At 34.5% G+C, this 25,358-nt stretch carries 25 protein-coding genes; 9 read left to right on the top strand and 16 right to left on the bottom strand.

The window, feature by feature from the left end; genetic code table 11:
• Positions 1-3: 3 nt before the first annotated feature.
• On the bottom strand, positions 4-777 hold the full coding sequence (locus RM538_RS03495; protein ID WP_311332005.1) for a hypothetical protein: 774 nt from the start codon (positions 775-777) through the stop codon (positions 4-6).
• 685 nt (positions 778-1,462) lie between these two features.
• Positions 1,463-3,379 carry a molecular chaperone DnaK gene (dnaK, locus tag RM538_RS03500; RefSeq protein ID WP_311332006.1) on the bottom strand — a complete coding sequence of 639 codons (1,917 nt, stop codon included), beginning with the start codon at positions 3,377-3,379 and terminating at the stop codon, positions 1,463-1,465.
• Positions 3,380-3,561: 182 nt separating this feature from the next.
• Here dnaK and RM538_RS03505 point away from each other — a divergent pair, with 182 nt between their 5' ends.
• A complete protein-coding gene (locus RM538_RS03505) occupies positions 3,562-5,019 on the top strand; it encodes a T9SS type A sorting domain-containing protein (protein ID WP_311332007.1) in 1,458 nt (485 codons plus the stop codon).
• A 177-nt stretch (positions 5,020-5,196) separates the two neighbouring features.
• On the opposite strand, the gene RM538_RS03510 is transcribed toward RM538_RS03505, so the two are convergent.
• Positions 5,197-6,456 (bottom strand): Y-family DNA polymerase, encoded by a 1,260-nt coding sequence (locus RM538_RS03510; RefSeq protein ID WP_311332008.1) that lies wholly within the window; start codon positions 6,454-6,456, stop codon positions 5,197-5,199.
• Between the two features lie 4 nt (positions 6,457-6,460).
• Entirely contained in the window at positions 6,461-6,823 is a 363-nt protein-coding gene (locus RM538_RS03515; protein ID WP_311332009.1) for a S24 family peptidase, read from the bottom strand.
• 104 nt (positions 6,824-6,927) lie between these two features.
• Between RM538_RS03515 and RM538_RS03520 the strand changes: the two genes are divergently transcribed.
• On the top strand, positions 6,928-8,352 hold the full coding sequence (locus RM538_RS03520; protein ID WP_311332010.1) for an L-serine ammonia-lyase: 1,425 nt from the start codon (positions 6,928-6,930) through the stop codon (positions 8,350-8,352).
• 67 nt (positions 8,353-8,419) lie between these two features.
• Here the strand turns inward: RM538_RS03520 and RM538_RS03525 are convergent, their stop codons facing one another.
• Positions 8,420-8,884, bottom strand: a complete 465-nt coding sequence (locus RM538_RS03525; protein WP_311332011.1) for a nuclear transport factor 2 family protein — start codon at positions 8,882-8,884, stop codon at positions 8,420-8,422.
• Positions 8,885-8,951: 67 nt separating this feature from the next.
• Here RM538_RS03525 and panB point away from each other — a divergent pair, with 67 nt between their 5' ends.
• Positions 8,952-9,770, top strand: coding sequence for a 3-methyl-2-oxobutanoate hydroxymethyltransferase (panB, locus tag RM538_RS03530; RefSeq protein WP_311332012.1), 819 nt, complete (start codon positions 8,952-8,954; stop codon positions 9,768-9,770).
• Positions 9,771-9,865: 95 nt separating this feature from the next.
• Complete coding sequence (locus RM538_RS03535; RefSeq protein ID WP_311332013.1) at positions 9,866-10,567, top strand: RluA family pseudouridine synthase; 702 nt, start codon at positions 9,866-9,868, stop codon at positions 10,565-10,567.
• On the opposite strand, the gene RM538_RS03540 is transcribed toward RM538_RS03535, so the two are convergent.
• The 8 genes from RM538_RS03540 to RM538_RS03575 form a co-directional block, all read right to left on the bottom strand.
• Positions 10,557-11,210, bottom strand: a complete 654-nt coding sequence (locus RM538_RS03540; protein WP_311332014.1) for a response regulator transcription factor — start codon at positions 11,208-11,210, stop codon at positions 10,557-10,559. The genes RM538_RS03535 and RM538_RS03540 overlap by 11 nt on opposite strands.
• Complete coding sequence (locus RM538_RS03545; RefSeq protein ID WP_311332015.1) at positions 11,185-12,000, bottom strand: sensor histidine kinase; 816 nt, start codon at positions 11,998-12,000, stop codon at positions 11,185-11,187. The genes RM538_RS03540 and RM538_RS03545 overlap by 26 nt, the downstream gene beginning before the upstream one ends.
• Entirely contained in the window at positions 11,973-12,665 is a 693-nt protein-coding gene (locus tag RM538_RS03550; protein WP_311332016.1) for a hypothetical protein, read from the bottom strand. The genes RM538_RS03545 and RM538_RS03550 overlap by 28 nt, the downstream gene beginning before the upstream one ends.
• Positions 12,665-12,997 (bottom strand): hypothetical protein, encoded by a 333-nt coding sequence (locus RM538_RS03555; RefSeq protein WP_311332017.1) that lies wholly within the window; start codon positions 12,995-12,997, stop codon positions 12,665-12,667. Before RM538_RS03555 ends, RM538_RS03550 begins: the two co-directional genes overlap by 1 nt.
• A gap of 101 nt (positions 12,998-13,098) precedes the next feature.
• Positions 13,099-13,935: a 5-oxoprolinase subunit C family protein gene (locus tag RM538_RS03560; RefSeq protein ID WP_311332018.1), complete on the bottom strand. Its 837-nt coding sequence runs from the start codon at positions 13,933-13,935 to the stop codon at positions 13,099-13,101.
• A complete protein-coding gene (gene pxpB, locus RM538_RS03565; protein WP_311332019.1) occupies positions 13,928-14,659 on the bottom strand; it encodes a 5-oxoprolinase subunit PxpB in 732 nt (243 codons plus the stop codon). Before pxpB ends, RM538_RS03560 begins: the two co-directional genes overlap by 8 nt.
• Complete coding sequence (locus tag RM538_RS03570; protein ID WP_311332020.1) at positions 14,656-15,390, bottom strand: LamB/YcsF family protein; 735 nt, start codon at positions 15,388-15,390, stop codon at positions 14,656-14,658. Before RM538_RS03570 ends, pxpB begins: the two co-directional genes overlap by 4 nt.
• Positions 15,391-15,474: 84 nt before the next feature.
• Positions 15,475-16,320: a DUF2911 domain-containing protein gene (locus tag RM538_RS03575; protein ID WP_311332021.1), complete on the bottom strand. Its 846-nt coding sequence runs from the start codon at positions 16,318-16,320 to the stop codon at positions 15,475-15,477.
• Between the two features lie 112 nt (positions 16,321-16,432).
• Between RM538_RS03575 and RM538_RS03580 the strand changes: the two genes are divergently transcribed.
• From RM538_RS03580 to RM538_RS03600, 5 genes are all read left to right on the top strand, one after another.
• Entirely contained in the window at positions 16,433-17,092 is a 660-nt protein-coding gene (locus RM538_RS03580) for an MIP/aquaporin family protein (protein ID WP_311332022.1), read from the top strand.
• 198 nt (positions 17,093-17,290) lie between these two features.
• Entirely contained in the window at positions 17,291-17,752 is a 462-nt protein-coding gene (locus RM538_RS03585; protein ID WP_311332023.1) for an SRPBCC family protein, read from the top strand.
• A gap of 3 nt (positions 17,753-17,755) precedes the next feature.
• Positions 17,756-18,448: an SDR family NAD(P)-dependent oxidoreductase gene (locus RM538_RS03590; RefSeq protein WP_311332024.1), complete on the top strand. Its 693-nt coding sequence runs from the start codon at positions 17,756-17,758 to the stop codon at positions 18,446-18,448.
• Position 18,449: 1 nt separating this feature from the next.
• Complete coding sequence (locus RM538_RS03595) at positions 18,450-19,754, top strand: cryptochrome/photolyase family protein (RefSeq protein ID WP_311332025.1); 1,305 nt, start codon at positions 18,450-18,452, stop codon at positions 19,752-19,754.
• 187 nt (positions 19,755-19,941) lie between these two features.
• A complete protein-coding gene (locus tag RM538_RS03600) occupies positions 19,942-21,159 on the top strand; it encodes a hypothetical protein (RefSeq protein WP_311332026.1) in 1,218 nt (405 codons plus the stop codon).
• Positions 21,160-21,225: 66 nt separating this feature from the next.
• Here the strand turns inward: RM538_RS03600 and RM538_RS03605 are convergent, their stop codons facing one another.
• The 3 genes from RM538_RS03605 to RM538_RS03615 form a co-directional block, all read right to left on the bottom strand.
• Entirely contained in the window at positions 21,226-22,503 is a 1,278-nt protein-coding gene (locus RM538_RS03605) for a glycosyltransferase family 4 protein (RefSeq protein WP_311332027.1), read from the bottom strand.
• A gap of 5 nt (positions 22,504-22,508) precedes the next feature.
• Positions 22,509-24,947, bottom strand: a complete 2,439-nt coding sequence (locus RM538_RS03610) for a YfhO family protein (RefSeq protein ID WP_311332028.1) — start codon at positions 24,945-24,947, stop codon at positions 22,509-22,511.
• Between the two features lie 69 nt (positions 24,948-25,016).
• Positions 25,017-25,280 carry a DUF4834 family protein gene (locus tag RM538_RS03615; protein WP_311332029.1) on the bottom strand — a complete coding sequence of 88 codons (264 nt, stop codon included), beginning with the start codon at positions 25,278-25,280 and terminating at the stop codon, positions 25,017-25,019.
• Between the last annotated feature and the right edge of the window lie 78 nt (positions 25,281-25,358).

The raw sequence follows: 25,358 nt of genomic DNA on the forward strand, positions 1-25,358 counted from the left end.
TAATTAATTAGGTTTCCAATTTTCATAGTTGTCTTCCACGTATTTCTGACCTGGTGGAAGAAGAAATATTTTGTCATCATTTGTTAATTCAATGTACTGAATTTTATCCAATTCCTTTAAAATCTTGTTTTTAAGATAAGTTCTATTTTCATATTTGAGATGAAGGCATAAATTGTCAATTGTTAAAAAGCTAGAGTTTTCAGAATACATTAAAAGTAAAATCTGGTCTTTTATTTTAAGTTTTGGGTTTAATATTCTCTTAATCCCATTAAGGTCGAATACTAATTCTAATTTTCTTGATACCAATATGTCAACTAATCCCTGTGCCTCTGTAAGCGAAATGTTATAATTAATTCGATAAAGTTCAGCTAAAGTCCATTCGCTAATAGTAATGATTAAAAGAGAGTCCGATTTATTAGGGTTCACATCTCCACTTAAATGTCCAACACCTCTTCTGTTTCTAATATTGTAAATAGCACCAAGGCATCTTGGAATATGAAGTCTGTACGAATCTAAAATTGAAGATGGCGCTCTTTGGATTCTCTCGAGTTCAGCGAATGTATTCCTTATGGATGTTCCGATTGGTGTATAGGTTCCAAAAACTTGGTGTTGCAAAATTCGTATTACGGCTTCAACAAATTTCCCTCCATTCAGTTCGGAAGGTTCCCATTTTTGAGTAATAAAATTTGTTTTGATTTCGACATAACTATCCATTAATGCATCAACTAATTCTGATGGGAATACACTTTTTAATTCAGTCGAAAATTGGTTTAGCATTTAATGTTTTGTTTTTTCAGGTTGCTCACAACGTCCTGCGGATAAGGCGAGTTGCGTTGACAGCTTGCTGTCATTAGCAATAGTAGCCTTTAGACGCTATTCGCTTTATCCGTTGTTGGGAATACGTGCCGTAGGCACGCCAAGCGAATAGCAGTCGTACTGCAGGACGTTAGGGAATAATAGGATTAAAGTAAGGTACGCAGTACCGTTTAACCGTGCCGTAGGCATTATTCCCTAACTTGTTATATGATTATATTTATTAGCGTTATCCCGTAATCATTACAGGATAACAACATACTTTAATATTCTTTATCCCGTAGCACTTACAATACATAGTACCCAGAACAAACCTTCAATTTACAAAAAAATAACCCAAGTTTAGGTAGGGTTTTTCCCCTACCGCATTAGGGTATTTTCCCTTTTTTTTCTTACAAATTGGTGTAGGAGGATAGATTGTTAGATAATTAGATTTTTAGATGGTTAGATGGTTGGATTTTTAGATGGTTAGATGGTTGGATTTTTAGATTTTTAGAGATTTCTTGTTGCACTCTTAATGACAGTTGGGTTACAGGTATTAAAAAAGCCCTAACATTGCTGTTAGGGCTTTTTTTATTTAGTCTTATGAAGATCCCGAAGCGAGTTCGGGATACGTTCGCTAACGCAAAACTTAGATTTGCTAGCTCACTTATTTCACTTCTTCAAAATCTACGTCTTCTACGTCTGCGTTTTCATCGTTACTTGCAGAAGCTCCTGCATCGCCAGTAGGTTCTCCTGTTGGAGCGCCTTGTTGCTGTGCTTCGGCTTGTGCTTTGTACATCTCTTCAGAAGCTGTTTTCCATACTTCATTCATTTTATCTAATGCTGGTTGTATGGTCTCAACATCCTTAGTTTCAAACGCTTTCTTTAATTCTTCAAGCGCTTCTTCTATAGGCTTCTTTTTATCGTCACTTAGCTTCTCTCCAAACTCTTTTAATTGCTTTTCTGTCTGGAAAATCATTGCATCTGCTTCGTTAATCTTATCTGCCTTTTCTTTTACGGCTTTATCTGCTTCAGCATTTGCTTCGGCTTCTTGCTTCATCTTTTGGATTTCTTCTTCAGTTAATCCAGAAGACGCCTCAATACGGATATCTTGCTTCTTACCAGTTGCTTTATCCTCTGCACTTACTTTAATAATTCCGTTTGCATCAATATCAAAGGTTACTTCAATTTGAGGTACTCCTCGTTGTGCTGGTGGAATTCCGTCAAGGTGAAAACGACCAATGGTCTTGTTATCGTTTGCCATAGGGCGCTCTCCTTGTAGTACATGAATTTCTACACTTGGCTGATTATCTGCCGCAGTAGAGAATACCTGGCTCTTTTTTGTTGGGATGGTTGTGTTTGCTTCTATAAGCTTTGTCATTACACTTCCCATGGTTTCAATACCTAGTGATAGCGGAGTTACGTCTAATAATAATACGTCTTTTACATCTCCTGTTAATACACCACCTTGTATTGCAGCTCCTACTGCTACTACCTCATCTGGGTTTACTCCTTTACTTGGTGCTTTCCCAAAGAATTTTTCTACAGCTTCTTGTACTGCTGGAATACGCGTAGAACCTCCAACTAAGATAATCTCATCGATATCACTTGTGCTTAATCCTGCGCTCTTTAATGCAGTCTGGCAAGGCTCAATAGTTCTCTTTACAAGATCGTCTATTAATTGCTCAAACTTAGCACGTGTTAATGTTTTAACTAAGTGCTTTGGTCCACTTGCCGTAGCTGTTACATACGGTAAGTTAATTTCGGTTTGTGCCGAAGATGATAACTCAATCTTTGCTTTTTCTGCCGCTTCTTTTAAGCGTTGTAAAGCCATTGGGTCTTTTCTAAGATCCATGTCTTCTGCAGATTGAAACTCATCTGCCAACCAGTTAATAATCTTGCTATCTACATCATCACCACCTAAGTGTGTATCACCATCTGTTGCTAGTACCTCAAATACACCATCTCCTAATTCTAGGATAGATACATCATGCGTACCACCACCAAAGTCAAAAACCACTATTTTCTGGTCTGTACTCTTTTTATCTAATCCGTATGCTAATGCTGCCGCTGTTGGCTCATTAATAATACGTTCTACTTTTAATCCTGCAATTTCTCCGGCTTCTTTAGTTGCTTGACGCTGGCTATCATTAAAGTACGCTGGTACTGTAATTACGGCTCTGCTTACGTCTTGTCCTAAATAGTCCTCAGCAGTTTTCTTCATTTTCTGAAGAATCATCGCACTTAATTCTTGTGGCGTATAAAGACGCCCATCGATATCTACACGTGGTGTGTCGTTATCTCCTTTTTTTACATTAAATGCAGCAGACTTTACTTCTTTTGAAGATTCTGAATATTTATTACCCATAAATCTCTTGATTGAAGAAATTGTTTTTGTTGGGTTTGTTACTGCTTGTCTTTTTGCAGGGTCTCCCACTTTAATCTCACCACCTTCTACAAAGGCAATTACTGAAGGAGTTGTTCTTTTTCCTTCGGCATTAGGAATTACCGTTGGCTCGCTACCTTCCATTACGGCTACACACGAGTTGGTTGTTCCTAAGTCGATTCCTATTATTTTACTCATAGCGTTATAGTATAATTTTAGTGTTCAATATTTTAATTTACGCTTACTATATGTCAATCTTTATGCCAGCAGAAATTTTATGACAAGGTGTCAGAAAGTGTGTCTAATAAGACAAAAATACCCGTCAATGGGTATTTTAATTATGTTAAAAGTTTTATGTCTTTGTAATAAATTCAGAAACAATGAAAAAGTTTTTAGTTTTATTATGCACAATGACTTGTTCTATTTCTTTTGGGCAAGAACAAATTGGAACCGACATAGACGGTGAAAACATTAATGATAGAATTGGCAAATCTGTAGTTTTAGCAAGAAATGGTTCAAGAGTTTCTATTGGAGGTGATAAGTCACCTAATGGTTTAGGTAGTGTATCTGTTTATGATTTTAACGGTACAGATTGGGTACAGGTTGGTAATACAATATTTGGTGAAAATGAACTTGATCAGATTGGAAATCATGTATCAATGTCTAATAATGGAGACATAATAGCAATTGGTGCACCACTAAGTGATGAACTGGGTAATAATACTGGGCAAGTACGAGTTTTTCAATTAAATAATGGAGTTTGGGAACCATTAGGCAATAAGCTTATTGGAGAGCAAGATGTTGATAGATTTGGTAGCTCTGTTTCTCTGTCTGCTAACGGTACAATTCTAGCGGTTGGTGCGCTTAGTGGAACTGGAAATATGAGTGATAGTGGGTATGTAAAAGTGTATGAGTGGGATGGGGCTGAATGGGTACAAAAAGGAAGTAAAGTTAATGGAAATAACTTTTTTGATTATTTCGGTGCTGCTGTTTCATTTTCTGAAGACGGCAATAGACTAGCGATAGGAGCATATAAAGAAGATGATGATGGAAGAGTATATATTTTTGAATGGAATGGGAGTGATTGGTCACAGCTTGGAAATACACTTCAAAGTGCATCAACAAATGCAGACCGTTTTGGTTCTTCTCTAGAAATTTCTGGCAATGGAGAAACTGTAATTATTGGTGATTTATGGGACGATACTGGAGGAAATCAAAGTGGAACTGCTCAAGTTTTTAAATATAATGGTAGTATATGGAATCAAGTAGGCGCAACCATTACTGCAGTAGGGTTTGGAGACCATAATGGTTGGGGAGTTTCAATTTCATTTAATGGAAATACTATTGCTGTTAGTTCGCCAAAAAACTCAACCAATTCTTTTGAAGCTGGAAGTGTACGAATATTTCAGTTAAACAATGGTAATTGGGTACAGTCAGGAAATACTATTTATGGAGAAGGGAGCAATGATAAATGTGGTCAACAAGAAGCAATAAGTTTAAGTCGAAATGGTGAAATTGTTGCAATTGGAGCAGAATTTAATGATAACGAAGGGCAAGGTTATGGCCATGCAAGAGTTTTTAATCTTTCAAACATTTTATCAACTAATTCTACAACAAGTAAGAAGTTTCAATTTTTTCCAAATCCAACCTCAGCAAAAATAACGTTTGAGAACATTGATTCAGCAAACGTTAATATATATAACAGTATAGGACAATTCTTAGAAAAGAAAACCATTGAAAACCATTCTCTAAATATTTCAAATCTAGCAGATGGTATATACTTTTTGAAGATTAATACACAAGATGCAGTAGAAACAGTAAAAATTATTAAAAAATAAGAAACGCTAGTCTTACTATTGTAATTGTTTTAACTCGTTGTGGAATTTTATAAATTCGTCACTTCGAGTGTCCCGAACTTGTTTCGGGATGTATCGAGAATAAGATGTTTAGTGCCTAAAAATCACTCAAACTGACGCCTAGTCCCATAGATACTATTTTTGATTTAAAATGAGAGATTACACTTCCAGCAGTTCCTTCCATTGTGTGGTATAACGAGAAGTTCGTTCTTTTTTAATGAGCTCCCACTCGTCCATACGAGTGCCAATCATAGCTGAAGCAACACTTGTTTTGCCATATTTAAGATTAATACGGTCTAGCGTTTCAGTAAGTTTTTTGCTACTCGCCGTTTGTGGCATAAATAAGTTTCCTTGCACGTACTCCTGCGGAATAATTCCGAAGAGATTTACACCTACTTTTTTATAACGGTAGCCCTTTTTGTAAATTTTTCGCAATGCTTTTCGCGCTTCAGTAATAAGTGCAAAAGTATTGTTTGTAGGTATGGGCATTGTAGCTGTACAACTATTAGCATATTGCTTATCTATATCGCTATGATAGTTTGTAGTGACAAATACATGTATATAGCTTGCGCAGGATTTTTGAGCACGTAGTACCTCTGCCACTTCAGTTACATAATAAGCACATGCTTCTTCAATTCGCTCTAGGTCTTCTAGTTTTTTTCCAAAAGATTTTGCCGTACCAATCGCTTTTTTAGGTTTTGGCATAGTCATAAACTCTAAACAGGATTCGCCATTGAGCTCTTTCCATAGCCGCTCTCCTACTACGGTCATTTCTTTTCGTACCCAATTGATGGGTAATTGTGAGAAATCGAATGCAGTATGTATTCCAATATTTTGCAAACGTTGCACATGCTTACGCCCCAATCCCCAGACATCTTTGGTCTTTGCCCATTGTAAAGAATCTATTTGTTTTTTAATTGTATCTATTACATACACATGGTTATACGCAACAATTTTTTTTGCTCTTTTGTTTGCTAACTTAGCCAGCACCTTAGTTGGTGCAATCCCTACTCCTACTGGTAATCCTGTATATTTATAAATGGTGTCTTTAATGTGGTGTCCGTATTCTTGCAGGTCTTTGTGTTCCATCCCTGATACGTCAATAAATGCTTCGTCTATACTATATACCTCAACATTAGGCGAAAACTGCCCTAAAATATTCATTACCCTTTGGGACATCTCGCCGTATAAAGTATAGTTTGAAGAAAAAAAAGTGACCTTGTTTTTTATAAGCACCTCTTTAATTTTAAAAACAGGCTCAAACATAGGGATGTGTGTAAGCTCTTTTGCCTCCTTATTTGCAGCAATTATACATCCGTCATTATTACTTAATACTACAACAGGTTTCCCCCACAAGTCGGGTCTAAATACTTGCTCACAGGAAGCATAAAAGCTATTGCAGTCTATCATTGCTATCATTGTATTACTTTTTATGAATTACATAGCTAACGACACCCCAAACTGTTATTTCTTCTTGTAACTCTTTTGAAATTGTAAGCAACACAAAGGCGCCTTCTTTAATAGCCAATACGAGACTCCCTTTTCTAGGCATTACAGAACGGTCTACAAGTAATACGTCCTCTTTAAAAACAGTAAATTGTTTCCAATCATTGGTTGTTATTCTCACAAAAAAAGTAGCGTCTTTTGTGAGAACAAGCTCTTTGTTTAAGTCTATAGGCGCTTCCATGTAGTGGGTTGCCGCACTAGGAAACCCTGTTTGCTTAGAAACTTCGGGAGCATGCCTGTTGGCGCTTGGTTGTATTTTCCCATGTATTTGAATTTCCATACTTCAAAAATATGGAATTATTCCAATAAAAAGGATTATTTCCATGTAAAAATAACACCAATCACTCGAAAAAGAAAATTACATTTGTGTAACAAACAAAAACTATGGAAAGTATAAGTGTTTTTGACATGCTTAGCATAGGAGTTGGTCCTTCGAGTTCACACACTTTAGGACCATGGCGTGCTGCAAAAATGTGGATTGAGCGACTACAAAGAGAAGAGCGATTTACAATGGTCGCTGCTGTTTCGGTAGACTTGTATGGTTCATTATCGCTCACGGGAAAAGGACACGCTACAGATGTAGCTGTATTAATGGGATTACTAGGTACAGATCCTGTAACATTTCCTATTGAAGATATTCAGAAAAAAGTAGATGAAGTTAAAAGTTCTAAAACACTTCTTTTAAATCTTGAAAAACCCATCCCATTTGTTTTTGAAGAAGCCATCACCTTTCATAGAAAGTTTTTAGAATTTCACCCTAACGGAATTACCTTTAGAGCTACCCTTCGCAATGGTAAAAAAATCTCGCAGACCTATTATTCTATAGGAGGTGGATTTGTAATTCAAAAAGAGCGAAAAAGAAAAAAACGGCAGTTAGAAAAATTTAATCACTTCCCCTTTCCTGTTGAATCTGGCACCGAATTATTGGCGCATTGTACTGCGGAAGGAATTCCTATTAGCCAATTGGTTTTGCGTAATGAATTGTCTCTTCGTGACCCCGACAGAATAGACGTAAAATTAAAAGCAATATGGGATGTAATGCTAGATAGCATGTACACCGGTTGCCATACCGAAGGTATTTTGCCTGGAGGTCTTAATGTAACACGTCGTGCTTTTGAAACACATACAAAATTAATGGGTGATACTCCCTATACCAATGCTACAGAATGGTTAGGAGCGATACGAAATACTGAAGTAAAATTTAGGCAAATTTTAAAATGGGTTTCTTGCTTTGCCCTTGCCGTAAATGAGGTTAACGCCTCTTTAGGGCGTGTTGTAACGGCTCCTACTAACGGTAGTGCAGGTGTTATTCCTGCGGTATTAATGTACTATCTAGTTATAGAAAACCACGACGGGAACTTTGAGGATATTAAAAAGTTTTTACTAGTAGCAGGCGAAATAGGAAGTCTGTTTAAAAAAGGAGCTACCATTTCGGCTGCCTTAGGAGGTTGCCAAGCAGAAATTGGAGTTTCATCTGCGATGGCAGCGGGTGCCTTAACCGAGTTAATGGGGGGAACTCCTGCACAAGCACTTATGGCTGCAGAAATTGCAATGGAACATCATTTAGGATTAACCTGCGACCCTATTGCTGGACTTGTACAAATACCCTGTATAGAACGTAACGCTATGGGTGCTATAAAAGCGATAAACGCATGCGAAATGGCGTTAGATAGTGACCCAACAAAAGCTAAGATTCCTTTAGACAAGGTAATTGCTACCATGTGGGAGACAGCAAAAGACATGACCTCCAAATACAAAGAAACAAGTGAAGGTGGGCTTGCAATACAAGTAAATGTAAGTGATTGTTAGATTTGAGGTTAGACCGCTTCGCTGTTAGAATATAAGCCTCACATACTATTTAAATTTGCACCTTAAATTATCCCTGCTTACAAGAACTTCTTCTCCTAGAATCTATAAGATGAATAATTTTCCAACCATTATCTGTTTTGGCAAGGGTAAACGCATTAGCACCACAATGGCTAAAGTTTCCGTTTAACCAAAATTCATAGGGTGTCCAAACGTGTGCTAAGTTGCCATCAATTTGTACGGTGTAGTCTAATAGTTTTTCTTCCCATTTTTGTTCTGCTGGTCTATTGGCAATAGCATTTAATAAGTTATCTAGTGAACCATTAGACATCATATGCTTACCTTCTTGGTTTGTAGCTACTGTTTGTAAGGGCACTTCTTTAATTAATACAGAACGCATAACTGCTGTATCTCCCTTATGAAAACCTTCAAAAAAAGTGTCCACAATGCCTTTTGCGTCTTCTTTTGTAAAATTGTCTTGAGCAGTTACCATTCCTGTTACTACTAAGCTAAGTGCTACTATAAAAGTTTTCATATTGTAATGTTTTAAAGATTGAGTATCAAAATTAGTACTTTTACAGTTCAATTTGTTACAAAAAACTATGAGCGTAGCTAAAAAAGAATACAAGCGTATTACCACAAAGACCTTAGTGGACATGAAAAAAAGAGGTGAAAAGATATCCATGCTTACTGCCTATGACTTTACTATGGCAAAAATAGTAGATGGTGCCGGTATTGATGTAATACTAGTAGGAGACTCTGCATCTAATGTAATGGCGGGGCATGAAACTACATTGCCTATCACATTAGACCAGATGATTTATCATGCATCATCTGTAGTAAGAGGTATTAGTCGTAGCCTTGTAGTAGTAGATATTCCTTTTGGAAGTTACCAAAGTGATCCAAAAGAAGCCTTACGCTCTGCTATTAGAATAATGAAAGAAAGTGGAGGGCATGCAGTTAAAGTAGAAGGTGGTAAAGAGATTAAAGAATCTGTTAAGCGTATACTTAATGCTGGAATTCCTGTGATGGGACACTTAGGTCTCACTCCACAGTCTATTTATAAATTTGGAACCTACACAGTAAGAGCTAAAGAAGAAGAGGAAGCAAAAAAGTTAATTGAGGATGCAAAACTGCTAGAAAAATGTGGATGTTTTGCAATTGTACTCGAAAAAGTCCCTGCCAAATTAGCTGCAGAAGTAGCTAGCCAACTAACCATTCCTATTATTGGTATTGGTGCGGGTAATGGAGTAGATGGACAGGTATTGGTTACCCATGATATGGTTGGTATGACCTACGAGTTTAATCCTCGCTTTTTAAGGCGCTACTTAGACTTATATAAGGAGATGACAGGTGCTTTTGAACAATATAGCAAAGATGTAAAAAACGGTGATTTTCCTTCGGAAAAAGAGCAGTATTAATTTTGACTATTTAAACATTTTAAATTATTAAATGCATACTAAAACTTTAGCTTAACTAAATATTTTTTACAATCAACTAAATCTAATAATCTAGCATGTCTAAAGTTTTGTCTAATAAGTCTAATCTTCAAGTCTTGTATGAAGACAATCACCTATTAATTGTAAATAAGCGAGCTGGAGATATTGTACAAGGGGACAAAACTGGAGATACTCCCCTATCTGAAGTTGCTAAAGAGTACATTGCAGAAAAATATAATAAACCCGGTGCTGTTTATCTTGGCGTGGTACACAGATTAGATAGGCCAACTTCTGGTGTTGTAGTTTTTGCTAGAACCTCTAAGGCATTGTCTAGACTTAATAAGCTTTTTGCAAACCGAGAAACAGAAAAAACATATTGGGCGGTTGTAAAAAACGAACCTAAAGAAGTTACAAATAGGCTTATCCATTTTTTAAAAAGAAATCCAAAGCAAAATAAATCCTACGCGCACATAAAAGAAGTTCCTGATAGCAAAAAGGCTATTTTGAGTTATACGGTAGTAAAAAAACTAACCAATTACTATTTGCTTGAGGTTGCATTAGAAACTGGTAGGCATCACCAAATAAGAAGTCAACTAGCAGCCATAAACTGTCCTATAAAGGGAGATTTAAAGTATGGTTTTGATAGAAGTAATAAAGATGGGAGTATTCATTTACACGCAAAAAAACTTTCATTTATTCATCCAGTAAAAAAGGAACCATTAACAGTAATTGCTCCTACTCCAGACGATGTAATCTGGAATGCATGTACTAAGGCGTAAATAGCTTATTTTTAATAGCATACAACACAAGTCCTACTCTGTTTTTTACTCCTAGTTTCTCAAACACTTCTTGCCTATAATTCTCTATTGTTTTTGGGCTAAGATTCATTTCTTCGGCAATTTCACGATAGTTCATCTCAGAACAACTTAGCTCAATAAACCTTAGTAGATTTTCCCTTAGAGGTTCTTCTTCTTTAAAATTTCCAGAAAGAGAATTAATTAAGGTTTTTGAAACTTTATCTGTATGATGATATCCCTTTTCTAGAACTTCATCTAGCGTCTGCTTTAAATCATTTGGATGAATATCTTTCAGTAAAAAACCTTTTGCTCCATTGCGTAGCATTTTTAAGATTACCTCTTCCTCATCATCCATAGAAAGTGCAATAATCATTATATCCGGATGATTTTTAGTTAGCCAGTCTGCAGTAGCAAAACCATCCATAACTGGCATGTTAATATCTAGTAATACGATATTTAAGCCATGGTTATTTGCAATCAACTTTGTCTGGAAATCTTTTCCGTTTTTTGCAATAAAGCTAACTTCATACCCTTTAAAAGTATTTACTAGTTTTTCTAGGGAACTAGCAAATAAAGAGTGGTCATCTACAATGGCTATTTTATGTACTACTGAGTCGTTGCTCATGATAATAAGGATATTTTATAGTTAGTCTTGTTCCCTCGTTAGGGGACGAAGTAAGTGAATAATCTGCAAAAAGTAAAGCTGCTCTACTCTTCATTGTTTCTAAGCCAGAATTTTCTGTTTTTTGGGATATATCAAAACCAATGCCGTCATCTGTGGCAATGATTTCTAAAAAGTCTGAAACGTAATTTAATTTAATTTTTAATCTATCAGCATTTGCATGTTTAAGAACATTATTTAAGAACTCCTGTAAAATTCTGAATAAGAAAATTTCATCTCCAGAATTAATAAGCTTTTCTTCACCTTCAACAATAAGTGAAGCTTCTACTAACTGAAGCCTGTTAAGTCTTTTAAATTCATATTCTAACGAAGCAATAAGCCCATTTTTTTTAATTACATCATTATTTAATGTTCTAGATAAGTTCCTAATTTGTTGTACAGAATCTGTAAGCAAGTTTTTGGTTTCAGTAACCTGTTCAATATTATCTTTTGAAACGGAAACTGAAAGCATATTTAACTGCATACTAGCGACAGAGAGTAATTGACCAATATTATCATGCAACTCCCAAGCAATATTTTTAAAGGTTTGTTCTCTAGTCTCCATTTGAGATTTTACAAGTTCTTTTTCGTATTTTTTTTGCGCTTCAATTTTATCGATAAGAAATTGGTTTTTTCGTCTTTGAAAGACTACAAAAAATATAATTGCAAAGCACCCAATAAAGAGCAGCACGCCAACAAAATATACTATCAAGTATATTTCTTGGTCTAGTAAGGGTTCTTGTATCGAGAGCATAGTAGTAAACCAAATATAAAGATACTGTAAAGAAAAAAGTTAGCGCTATAATTTATATTCTGATATAAATTCACAAATTGTGGGTCTATAGAATTACTGTAATAAGCACTATAAATTCTCAATGGTGTTGTTGTAATTTCAAAAAGAAGTATCCCGACAGAAATATAAAATGGGAGTAATTTAAAAATTCGTAATATGTTTTTAGATTCTAATAATTCAAAATAATACATAAACACACTTAAAATTACTAATAAAGTCCCTAAAATTGAATTAATTTTTGAATAGAAAGAAAAGAAATCTCCAGATACAATAAATACGGTTACTGCAATAAACACATAGACAACTACCAAGTATTTTAAAAGCTTTTTTACGACTTTGTTTTTTAGAAAAAAGCTAAAGAACAATGTGTAGAAAGAATAGCTATAGATATAGTAAGTATTATACATCCAATAATTTCTCCTAAAGGGTGTAGTATCTAGAAAACTTAATGGACCATCATCCACAACTAATAAAGCATAACGTCCAACAAGTTCAACTAAAGAAGTTACTCCTAAAAAAACTACTAATGTTTTAATTTTTTGAGAAGGATGTTTTTTATAAAAGTAGATACTGGCAATAAATGCCAGTATCTCCAAAATATTAAATACAAACGTAAAACTATACATTAGTAAATTTTTGGCGGAATACCTCCAATTACTACATTTAATGGATCTATATTATAATTATTATTTGCTGTAGCAGATGTTCCATCCGTAGCAGATAAAAATACCGTTGCATTTTCATTATCTTTATTATCGTAGGCTGCAAAGTAAATGCGCACGCCAGGATTATCTATTCCTTGTTTTCCAGACTCATCTTTTACATAATCTAAAAATTCTTGCAAATTTTCAAGACTAAAAACAAACTCGCAAGTGTCCTCTTGGTTGTTTCTAGATTGTTTAATTACAACAGCACGTGTTGTATTCCAGTTGCTTTGCAAGTCTTTTGCTTTCTGCACGGTAATGCAGTTCTGTGGTCTCCCCATGAGATAAAAGTTTAAATGTTAATAAATTGTCAAATTAAGGATTTTATTAATCAAATAAAATCGACGAACTGACTTTATTTCAATAAAATATGAATTTTTGATGTTGGCATTTTTTGAGAAATCGTATTTATCGCATTTTCAGAAAGTTGCAAAATTCTATAATAACCTCCTGTTGTTTGTGCGTCTCTCATTAACACAATTAATTTTCCAGAAGGTGTTAATTGTACAGTTCCAGGTTGAACTGGACTTGAGATTATTTGTCCTCCTTTTATGGTTTTTTTAGTTTCTAACAATATAGCCATCCTATTACTTTGGGAAGAAATAGTAAAGTCCCAATTTATAAGTTTTTCTTTAGTTGTTTTAGAAAGTAAGTCAAACTCAGGACCTTTGCTTACCTCAATTTTGTTAGAGAGAATGTAAGAGGTGTCATGTTTTAAAAACTTATTTACAGATTTAGACTTATTAGCAGGTGTGATGATAGTATCTTTTAAAATTGCATTTTGGCTTGTGAGTTCTCTGTAAAAACTCGAGCTTTCCAATACACTTCTACAAGATATCCCTCCTTTAACAGCAATATAACCTCGCATACCACCTCTTACTTGTTTAATGTCTAGTGTGGCACCCTTGGTAAGAAAAACCTCTTTGTAAGTAGTTAAAGCTTCTCCATTTATTGTTGCAATAACTTCTGGTCCTGTAATACAAATAGTACAAGGCTCTAAGACTAGCAATTTTGGTCCTAACATTGCGAACTCTATAAGCGGATAACTTAATTCATTTCCAAGAATTCTATTTGCAATAGTAGCTGCATAACTATCCATACATCCACTTACAGGAACACCATACTTTCTATATCCAAATCGTCCATTATCTTGAATCGTAGTTTGAATTCCTACTCGAAGTACTTTAAACATCTTGTACCTCCTTTTCTACTGTAAAGGTGTTACTTTCTACTTGCAATAGTATGTCATTAAATTCGGTCAAACTCACTTCATAAAATTGTATATAGTCCCCAGCTTTAAAAAGAGTAATATGGTCTTTACTTGGGTTAAAAAGTTGCAAAGGAGTTTTTCCTATTATATTCCACCCTCCTGGAGAATTTACAGGATATATCCCTGTTTGCTCGCCTCCTATTGCTACACTTCCTGCTTCTATTACACTTCTAGGTGTTTCTTTTCTTGGAGTATACAATCTTTTGTCTAATCCTCCTAGGTAAGGAAATCCAGGTAAAAAACCTATAAAATAAACTCTATAAAGTGGAGATGTATGAATTTTAACAACTTCTGAAACAGATAAACCTGAGGAATTGGCAAGCTCTTCAATATCTAGCCCAAATGAATTATGATAGCAAACAGGTATTTTACAAACAACTTTTTTTTGTGAGCTTGCAGTTTTTGTTGAAACTATAGAAAGTCTCTTTAAAACTTCAATAAATGATATTGGTGAAACTCCTTTCTTTAAATAAACTGCAATTGATGCATAACTAACTACGGTTTCTAAAATTTCCTTTGAATATTGCTGGTGGAGTAACGCATCATATTTTATAATTTCTACATGCAATACTTCATCAATTTTTTGCTCCCAACTAAGTAAAATAGCTGCATCACCAAAGGGTTGTATGTCTTTTGGAGCTATCATTGTAAAGTAATATTATGTTCTTCAGCTTTTCTTACTATATACTTTAGTATCTCAACAGAGTTTTCTGTGTCACTATGTATACAAAATGTTGATGCGTTACAAGGTATTTTATTTCCACTTTCAGAAACAATTATTTTATTAACTACCATATTATAAAATTGAGTCCAAGCTTTATCAGGGTTTGTTATTAAAGCGTGTGGTTCTTTTCTAGAAACCAATGCGCCAATATCTGTATACGTCCTATCTATAAATGCTTCAAAATGAATAGGCATTAAGTTTTCTGCCTTTTTGTGTAGTATGGTATTCTCTAATGTATATAAGATAGGTCTTTTACCTGAATCTAATATTGCTTCAACAATTGCATCTGCAGTTGGGGCGTCAATAGCAGCGTAATTGTACAATGCTCCATGTGGCTTTACATGATTTACTTCTACTTCAAGGTCTTTGCAAACCTTATAGAATAGTAAAAGTTGCTCTAAAATTGATGTCTTTAAATCTTGTTTTGTAATTGAAATAACTTTTCTTCCAAAGTTATCTGTATCAGGAAATGATGGGTGTGCCCCTGATTTCACATTGTATTCTTTAGCAAATAATAAGGTTTTTTTTATAGTAGCTTTCGTCCCAAAATGCCCTCCACAAGCTATATTACAGGAATTAATATAAGGCATTAAAGTTTCATCATACACACCTCCTTCTCCTAAATCTGCATTTATTGAAATTGACTTATTCATTAACAAAAGATATAAATAAAATATAGGTAAATAAAGAACGCTCCTTGATGGAGCGTTCTTTATTTATTAAAATGAGTTAACATTTTACATTGCTCCCCATTCTTTTAAAGACTTTTCATTTAAAGCAATATAGTCTGCATTGCTTGCTTCTTTAGCTAATTTCAAAGAAGTTTTAGCAGCATTAATAGCTCCTTTTTTGTCTCCAGACTTTGCATAGATTAAAGATTGTTGTCTGTGGTACCAAAATGCAGGTTGTTCTCTCATTTCGATAGCTTTGTCTATCCACATTTTAGCCTTATTCATGTCTTTATCTGCTTCTAAGTAATATACAGCAGCAGCATAATAATCGTTTGCACTTGGCCCTGCCATTACTTGCTCTATACTGGCAGATACCATTTTATCCGTATGAAACTTAATTGGAACGCCTACATATACCTTTTCCCACATTAGTCCAAGGTTTGCAGAGTCATTACTAATATCATCAAAAGACATTGTGTATGTTTCTATATCCATAGGAAGAGGATATACAGGAACAGTTGTTTTTGCAGCTACTTTACTTTCGTCCCATTTTTGAGGTGTTCCCCAATTGTTTGAGTCTGAGTAAAAATATACTTCCCAGTTGTTTTTCATTGGTTTTGTGAATATAGCATATGTTCCAGCTTTCACAGCTTTATCACCAATCATTACATCATCACTAAATGTAATTTTTGTGTTTGCGTTTGCTCCAGTACGCCACATTTTGTCGTAAGGGACTAATCCTCCAAAAATCTCTCTGCCCTTCATAGAAGGTCTAGAGTACTCTAATGTAACGTCGGTGAGGCCTACTTTTTGTTCAATTTTTTGTGCTGTACTAGGCGCAGGTGTTTTAACTTGTGCCTGAAATGTCATAGTTAACATAGCAACTAGTACAAATAATAATGCTTTTTTCATGTGTTTAGTTTTAAGGTGTTTTATAGATTTATAAAGTTACAATACAGTCGGGTTATAATAGTTAACAAAAACTTAAAACCATATATTGAAACATAAAAACTACTTTTACAATATGAAACGATACATAGCCGAGTTAATAGGCACTTTTGCATTAGTTTTTTGTGGAACAGGAGCAATAATAATTAATGAGTTTACAGAAGGTGTAGTGAGCCATCCAGGAGTTGCAGTAACTTTTGGTCTCATAGTCATGGCAATGATTTATGCATTTGGGGATATAAGTGGCGCACATATAAACCCAGCGGTAACAATTGCCTTTGCTTTTGCAAAAAAATTCCCGTGGAAAGAAGTTCCAAAATATGTAATCGCTCAAACAATTGGAGCTATTGCAGCAAGTGCATTGCTTCTTTTTTTATTTCCTGAAAACGAATTACTAGGTACTACCCTCCCACAACTCTCCGTATTTAAGGTTTTTATTTTCGAAATTATCCTCACTTTCTTTTTAATGTTAGTAATTATTAACGTGTCTACAGGCGCAAAAGAAATAGGAATTATTGCTGGTATTGCCATTGGTAGTGTTGTTTTACTAGAAGCGCTTTTTGCAGGTCCAATTACTGGAGCATCAATGAATCCCGCTCGCTCTATTGCTCCAGCATTAGTCTCTGGACATCTAGAGCATCTTTGGATATATATTTTAGCTCCTATAATTGGAGCACTCTTAGCAGTTATAAGTTGTCGTCTTGTGAAAGATGATAATTGTTGTGATGACTGTTAATGTTTTGTTTAATAGAATGATAAATTCATGAAACAATTTTAACTTTACTGAAAAAGTAAAGCTATGTTTAAAATCATCACAAAATTATTCACTTTTAGAAAGTCTAAAAATTTAGTTAGAGATACTCAAAGATTGTTTGTTATGAATGCTAATAAGGTTAGCAAAAAAACAAAACAAACTGACCATATGTATATTTAAATGAAAATATACCAACTTAACTCCAAACAAAGTATTCCTATTTCAAAACAGGAAGCTTGGGAATTTCTATCAAACCCAAAAAACTTAAAAGTAATCACCCCAGATTATATGGGGTTTCATATACTTTCAGGGGGAGATAGACCTATGTTCGCTGGGCAAATTATTGAATATATTGTCACACCTGTTTTTGGTATAAAAACTAAGTGGGTTACAGAGATTACTCATGTTAAGGAAGGTAACTATTTTGTAGACGAGCAACGATTTGGTCCATACTCCCTTTGGCATCATAAGCACTTTATTAAAGAAATAGAAGGTGGAGTTGAAATGGAAGACATTATCCATTATAAAGTCCCTATGGGTATTTTAGGACAAATGGTACATCCTTTTTTAGTAGAGCCTAAGCTAAATGAAATTTTTAATTACAGAAAAGCTAAGCTAGAAGAGCTTTTCGGAAAATTATAATTAATGAAAAATATAGTATTAATTGGTGGTTCCTACGGAATAGGAAATGAGATTGCCACATTACTCAAAGAGAAAAATAACGTATACATAGCCTCAAGAACTAAAGAAAATATTCCTGAAGGTGTTACCCACCTTACATTTGATGCGCTTGAAGATGATAGTTCTCAACTAGAACTACCAGATACAATAGATGGATTAGTGTATTGTCCTGGAAGCATTAACCTTCGCCCTTTTAAAATGTTGAAACCAGCGACTTTTCAAGAAGACATGGAAGTTAACTTTATGGGATTAGTAAAAACAGTATACGCACTTTTACCAAAGTTAAAAGCTGCAAACCAAGCAAGTTTAGTTTTCTTTAGCACGGTAGCTGTAAAGGTTGGTATGCCTTTTCATACAAGTGTAGCTGCTGCAAAAGGAGCGATTGAGGGTTTCGCTAAGGCATTAGCAGCGGAGTATGCACCTAGCTTTAGAGTAAATGTAATTGCACCTTCTCTTACTGATACTCCACTAGCAGAAAAATTACTCTCCAGTAACGATAAAAAAGAAAAAATGGGTGATCGCCACCCCTTAAAACGTGTTGGTACACCAAAAGATATTGCGCAGGCTGCAACCTATTTACTTAGTGATAATTCTAGTTGGGTAACTGGACAAATTATTGGAGTAGATGGCGGAATGTCAACATTAAACGTAACATAAGGTGAGTAAAAAGATTTCCATATTTTGGTTTCGAAGAGATTTACGCTTAGATGACAATGTAGGTTTCTGTAAGGCCTTAGAAGGAAAACACCCTATTTTACCCATTTTTATATTTGATACCGAAATTTTAAGTGAACTTCCAGAAGATGATGCCCGAGTAACTTTCATACACGAGACACTTCAAAATATGCGAAATGAGCTTCAAGAACTTGGTAGTAGCCTAGCTATTTACAAAGGGAAGCCCGAAGTAGTTTTTAAGGAGATTCTTTCAGAATACGATGTGCAAAATGTAATTACTAATCGAGATTATGAACCCTATGCAAGAGAAAGAGATAAAAAGATAAGTGAATTTCTTTCAGAAAAAGATATTGGTTTTTACACTTTTAAAGACCAAGTTATTTTTGAGAAAAGCGATATAGTTAAAGATGATGGAGACCCATATGTAGTTTATACTCCATATATGAAAAAATGGAAAGCTACTTTTGATCCTAATAAGCATCTTACTATTCATTATTTTTCACAAGCACCAGACAATTTATACAAAAACACTAGGCTCCCTAACCTTTCATTATCTGATATTGGTTTTAAAAAATCTAACATTAAAATCCCTGAATATGATGTCACTCCAACCACTATACAGGAATACGAAGCAAACAGAAATTTTCCTGCAAAAGATGGTACCTCTAGACTAGGGCCTCATCTTCGGTTTGGAACGGTGAGTGTTAGAAAAATGATTAAAAAAGCTATTGCTGAAAAAAATGAAGTCTTTTGGCAAGAATTGATATGGCGTGAATTTTTTATGCAAATCCTATGGCATTTCCCTGAAACAGTTTCAAATGCTTTCAGAAAAAAATATGACCGTATACAATGGCGAAATAATGAAGATGAATTTGAAAAATGGAAACAAGGAAAAACAGGATATCCTCTTGTAGATGCTGGGATGCGAGAGCTTAACAAAACAGGTTATATGCATAATCGTGTACGTATGCTAGTAGCTAGTTTTTTATGTAAACACCTATTAATAGATTGGAGATGGGGTGAGGCTTATTTTGCCGAAAAATTACTTGATTATGAACAAGCTAGTAATGTAGGTAATTGGCAATGGGCAGCAGGTAGCGGTGTAGATGCTGCTCCATATTTCAGAATATTTAATCCTACTACTCAAATAGAAAAATTTGATAAAAACCATAAATACATAAAGAAATGGGTAACAGAATTTAATACCGACTCTTACCCCGACAAAATGGTTGATCACAAAATGGCAAGGGAACGTTGTCTTAAAATTTATAAAGAAGCCCTTAGGTAACTGCAACTTTAAACCTACTTTCTCAAAAATTTAGGGTCATTACTTTAATAAACAAACACTTCGTATTTAGTATTCTGTAAAACCCTTTAAAATCAAGGGTTTACTTTTTTGGCACGGAGGTTGTTATTATTTAGGCGTACAAAGCTGACCAAAAAGTTAAAGCAAGTACAACCTAAATTTTTAAGTTATGAAAAATCTAGCAATTTTATTTTTAAGTTTCCTTTTAGTAGGAACAACAGCAGTAGCAAAAGAAACATCTAATGCAGAGACACCAACACGTAATTATGATGGTTCGGCATACATTTTTGTAGAGGGTGGTGTTGAATTCTCGGTGTTTCCAGATGGTCAGTTTGATTTTGTATATGTAGGACCACAAAATGGTAGCAATGTTAATGTAAACATTAATACTCCAAATGTTAATGTAAGTTTTAACTCAGGATATGATTATGAAGCATATGTACAGTATGATGACTACGGTGCCGTTATTCAAGTAGAAGAAGTACCTATTTACTACGATGAGTATGGACGTATTGTTCAAGCAGGTAGCGTAGATATAAGGTATACTAACAGACGTTTGGTACGTGTAGGTGGATTATATATAAACTATAACAGATATGGATATTTCTCACATTGTACAGGGTTTATAAATCCTTGGAACCGTTTTTATGTATACAGACCATGGCACGTATTTTATACAAGACCTGTGTTTGCAAGTTGCATTGTATATGATGTCCCATACAGAAGATATTACACTCCAGTAAGGTATAGTTATATAGTACATAGAAGATATTATAGCAATAGACATCGTGTAGCTTACAACAATGGTAGAAGAAACTTTTACCGTCCAGGAAGTAGAGTACATTACAGAGATGGTCGTGTAGCAAAAAATAGAGACTACAATCCTAACCGTAGAAATACTTTTGTTTCAAACTCAAGAGGTAATGCTATAAATACTAGAGCAAACTCAAGAGGTACAGTAAAAAGAAATACTACAACTTCTAAGGGAAGGCCCGTTAGTAATAACAGTAGAGGTATTGCAAAACGTGATAATTCACGCAAAACCTATAGTTCTAAGGGTCGTCCAGCGACTACTTCTAGAGGTGTTGCTAAGAAAAACAGTAGAGGAACTATAAGTAACTCTCGAAATACTTCTAGAGGTGTTGCAAAGAAAAGTAGTAGAAATACTGTAAACAGTAACAGAGGTACTGTTGCTAAACGTTCATCTAGAGCAACTAAGCCTTCACAAAAAAGAAGTACAGTTTCTAGAAGTACCTCATCAAGAAAGTCTTCTTCAAGAGCTACTACGGCAAAGAGAAGCACATCAAGAAGTAAAGCTACTTCAAGTAGATCTAGTAACTCTAGAAGTTCTAAAGGATCTACATCAAGAAGAGGTAGAGGATTATAAAATTTTGGTTGGTTAGTTTTTAGAACCCCTTGTGAGACAAAAGTTGAGCAAGGGGTTCTTCTTTATTTATATATCTTTAAGTAATCTTGCCATTTTTTCGGTTAATGCCTTTCTACTATACTTTTCAATTCCATTTGAAACTACTTTTAAATTATTGTTTTTATAATCTGAATAAAAAGAAAGTATCGTTTCTTTTAATTCACCATCATTATAGGGAAAATACTTTCCATGATTGGTTTCTTTTAAAATACTTGAAACATCGCTTCCTGATGGCCCAAACGTCATGATAGGACGCTGAGCAGCCAAATATTCAAAGAGTTTTCCAGGAATAATACATTTTGTTTCGGGTTTATTCATTTCAATAAGTAACAGTACTTGAGAATTATGTTGCAATTGCAATGCCTTCTCATGGCTCACATACCCTAATATTTTACAGTTTTCTTCCAGTCCAAAACTAATAATATTCTCTAGTACTTGTTCGCTTATAGCACCTGCAAAAACAAGGTTTAAATCATCTTTAAAATCAACATTTTCTGAGGCTATTTCGGCTAAGGTTTTCCAAAGAACTATAGGATTGCGTTCACTTAACAAAGACCCTATATGGGCTATTGAAAATTTTGCATCTAGTTGAGATTCTATTTTTATAGAAGCGTCATACCCATTGGTAATTACTTTTATTGGTTTTGGGGTTATATTCTTAAACTCTTCTTTGGTTACTGAACTTGTTACAACAACCGTATCTGCTGTATTTAAAACTTGATGCTCTAGTTCTTTATGTTTTCTTGATGAAGCTTTAGTAAGACGTAATGATTTATGATAGTGTATGGTAGTCCATGGGTCTCTAAAGTCTGCTACCCATTTTAATATAGTTTGCTGTTTAAGTTTAAGTCCAATTAAATGTAAACTATGAGGAGGTCCCGTAGTAACTATAGTATCAATATTATTTTCAGAAATATAGTTAGAAAGAAATTGTACTGAAGGTTTTACCCATCTAATTCTAGCGTCTGGTATAAAAAAGTTACCTCTTATAAACAACATAAGTTTACCTAATAGCGATTGTTTTTTATTAGCTATAAGACCACTACTCATTTTTTGAGTATTCTTTTTTGAAAACAACTTAGCCAGAGCATATGGCTCACTTATAGGGTGTTTAAGTATTGTTATGTCACTTGGCACATCTTTTTTAAAAGAAGCATCTTGAAGTGGGTAATGAGGGTTTTCTGGAACATAAACAATAGGTTCAATTCCAAAATCTCTAAAGTGCTTTACAAACTGCACCCAACGTTGTACTCCTGGCCCTCCAGCTGGTGGCCAATAATATGTAATAATGAGTACCCTTTTCATATTAATTAAGAGGTAGTTTTCTGTGTATTTCTATAACTAAAAAATACACCTCCTATAATTAAGAGCAATAGAAGGATAGCACTAACAAGACTTATGGTACTTCCTGTTTGTATCACGCTAGGTTCAAATTTAAAAACTATAGTGTGGTCTCCAGCTGGAATAGGTAATGCTCGTAATACATAGTTAGCACGTATATGTTCAACTGGCTTTCCATCTATATAGGCATTCCACCCTTTTGGATAATATACTTCAGAAAAAACACCTAACTGTGCAGAGCTTGAAGATGTTTCATAAACTAACTCTTGTAATTCTTGAGACCTTAAAGTAATTGTTGCTGTAGTATCTCTAGCAACCTTATCTAAAGGAATTACATCCACAAAGTCTTTATATACAACTGCTGTTTTCTTGCTATTTAAACTGTCTAATAACTGTAATTCTTCATCTGCTGTATTTGCAACCTTGATATTTTCTACAAACCAAGCTGGGCCATTAGCATAGGGATTACGTTGTCCAATAGGGCCTCCATTTTCATTTTGAATAATAATATACCGAACATTAAGCATGTTTAATATCCCAATATTACCATTACGTAGGTAGAATTCATTAATATCATTCATTCTACCAGGTTTTGCTGCATGATATCCTCCAAGTGCATTGTGATAATAACTTGCTTGTCCGCTTGTAAAAGCATCGTTTGTTACATCGTATACTCTGTAATAACCATCATCTTCCAAAATTTGCATATCTGCCCCACTTTTTGGAAAAGGTTGTTCCATTACTCTAGCACGTACAAAATCATCTTCATTTACATATCTTCTATCTACTCCCACTAAGTCTATTGCAACCAAAACGACTAAAATTGAGATAGCTGTAATTTCTTTTAATTTCCCCTTTAGTAAACCAAACAAAACAGTTGCTGAAAGCAAAATAAAAATAAGACTTCTTATTGCATCACTTGTGAAAATTGATATCCTATCTTCTCTAACGGCTTCAATATACTCTAGCCCTATTTGTTCAATAAAAAGTGAATCATAAGGACTCGCAAAATCAAAAAGTAAACTCTTAAAAAGAAGTAATAGTATTGTTACCCCACCAACAATTCCTGTTGTAAGCAGTAAAGCTTTTTGTTTTACTTCTTTCTTTACAAAATCATTAAAATACTGATGTAAACCTACTACAGCAAGTATAGGAAGAACTAACTCGATAATAACCTGTATTGAAGATACGGCTCTAAACTTACTATATAATGGGATGTAATCGATAAAAAATTCGGTTAGGAAGCTAAAGTTTTTTCCCCATGATAATAATAGGCTAATTGTGAAACCAGCTACAATCCACCATTTTAATCTTCCTTTTACTAAAAATAAGGCTAAAACTGCCAGAAATATAACAACTGCACCTATGTAAGCAGGAGCCGCAACAATTGGTTGATCTCCCCAATAAGCGGGTGTTTGTCCTACTAATTGTGCTGCTTCTTGGGGAGAAGCTCCAATTTTAACTAGGGATTCAAAAGCTTCAGAATCTTCTGGGAGTGGGTCGCTTGAACCACCACCCATTAAACCAGGGATTAAAAGATTTAAGGACTCTCCTATTCCGTAGCTATATTCAGTTATATATTCATAATCAAGACCATTTACTTCTTCTTTTTTGCTTCCATCTGGATTGATGGTCAGTTCAGATTTACCTCTAGTAGATGTGTCTGCATACTCTTTAGTCGCCATAATATTAGTAGCATTAAGCCCCAAAGCAACAATAGCAGCAACTATCATGATTATTGAAGCTTTAAAAAAGTGCGGTAACATCTTCTTTTTATATGCATCTATAAAATAAGCAACCCCAATGCAGATTATTAATAACAATAAATAATAAGTCATCTGGAAATGATTTGCCACTAACTCTAAAGCAACTGCGATAGTTGTGAGTACAAAGCCCCAGATATATTTACCCCTAAAAGTGAGTAAAATACCACTCAACACAAGTGGCATGTATGCAATGGCATGCGCCTTTGCGTTATGACCAACTCCCAAAATAATTATGAGATAGGTAGAGAAACCAAATGCAATAGCGCCTAGAAAGGCAAGTTTATAATCTATTTTTAAAACTAGCAATAAGATATATAAGCCTATAAAGTATAGAAATAAGTAATCTGCTGGTCTTGGCAAAAAACGTATGGTTAAATCTAATTTTTTTATGTAATTGTGCGGGTACTTTGCTCCTAGTTGGTAGGTTGGCATACCTCCAAATGCAGCATTTGTCCAATATGCTTCGTTTCCAGTCTCCTTTTTGTACTCTTTTTGTTGCTTAGACATACCAACATATTGAGCAATATCACTTTGAAATAATTTTTTCCCTTGCAAAACAGGATTAAAGTATAAAAGCGATGCTACAACGAAAAGAACTAAAACAACAAGATGTGGGAGTATTTTTTTAAAATCGAAATGCATATAGACTACTAGATTTAATAGAATGGAAAATTATGAAAATAAGATGAGAAAAATTGTAAAAAGAAGGATTTACTCAACTTCTTCAAAATCTACATACTCACCTACTGTGTCTTTCGATTTTTTATGAGTATTAGGCATTTTATCTATTGTAACTTCTCCTGGCCTTTTTGATGTCTTAGAGGATTGATTGTTATTTTGAAAAGCTTTTTCAAATCGTTCCCCAGCTTTTTTTGCTATATATCGCATTAGGTAAGGCCCTAGTAATCTTGCAAGAAATTTTATCCCAAAATATACCAGCAGTACAATTAATAACGTTTTTAAGAAAGTAATCATAACTAAGTTGTATTTTCAAAAGTAATAATAAGGCATCGAAAAAGACCAAATACAACTATTAAATAAATGATAAAATCT

Source organism: Patiriisocius hiemis, assembly GCF_031846325.1.
Classification (GTDB): domain Bacteria; phylum Bacteroidota; class Bacteroidia; order Flavobacteriales; family Flavobacteriaceae; genus Patiriisocius_A; species Patiriisocius_A hiemis.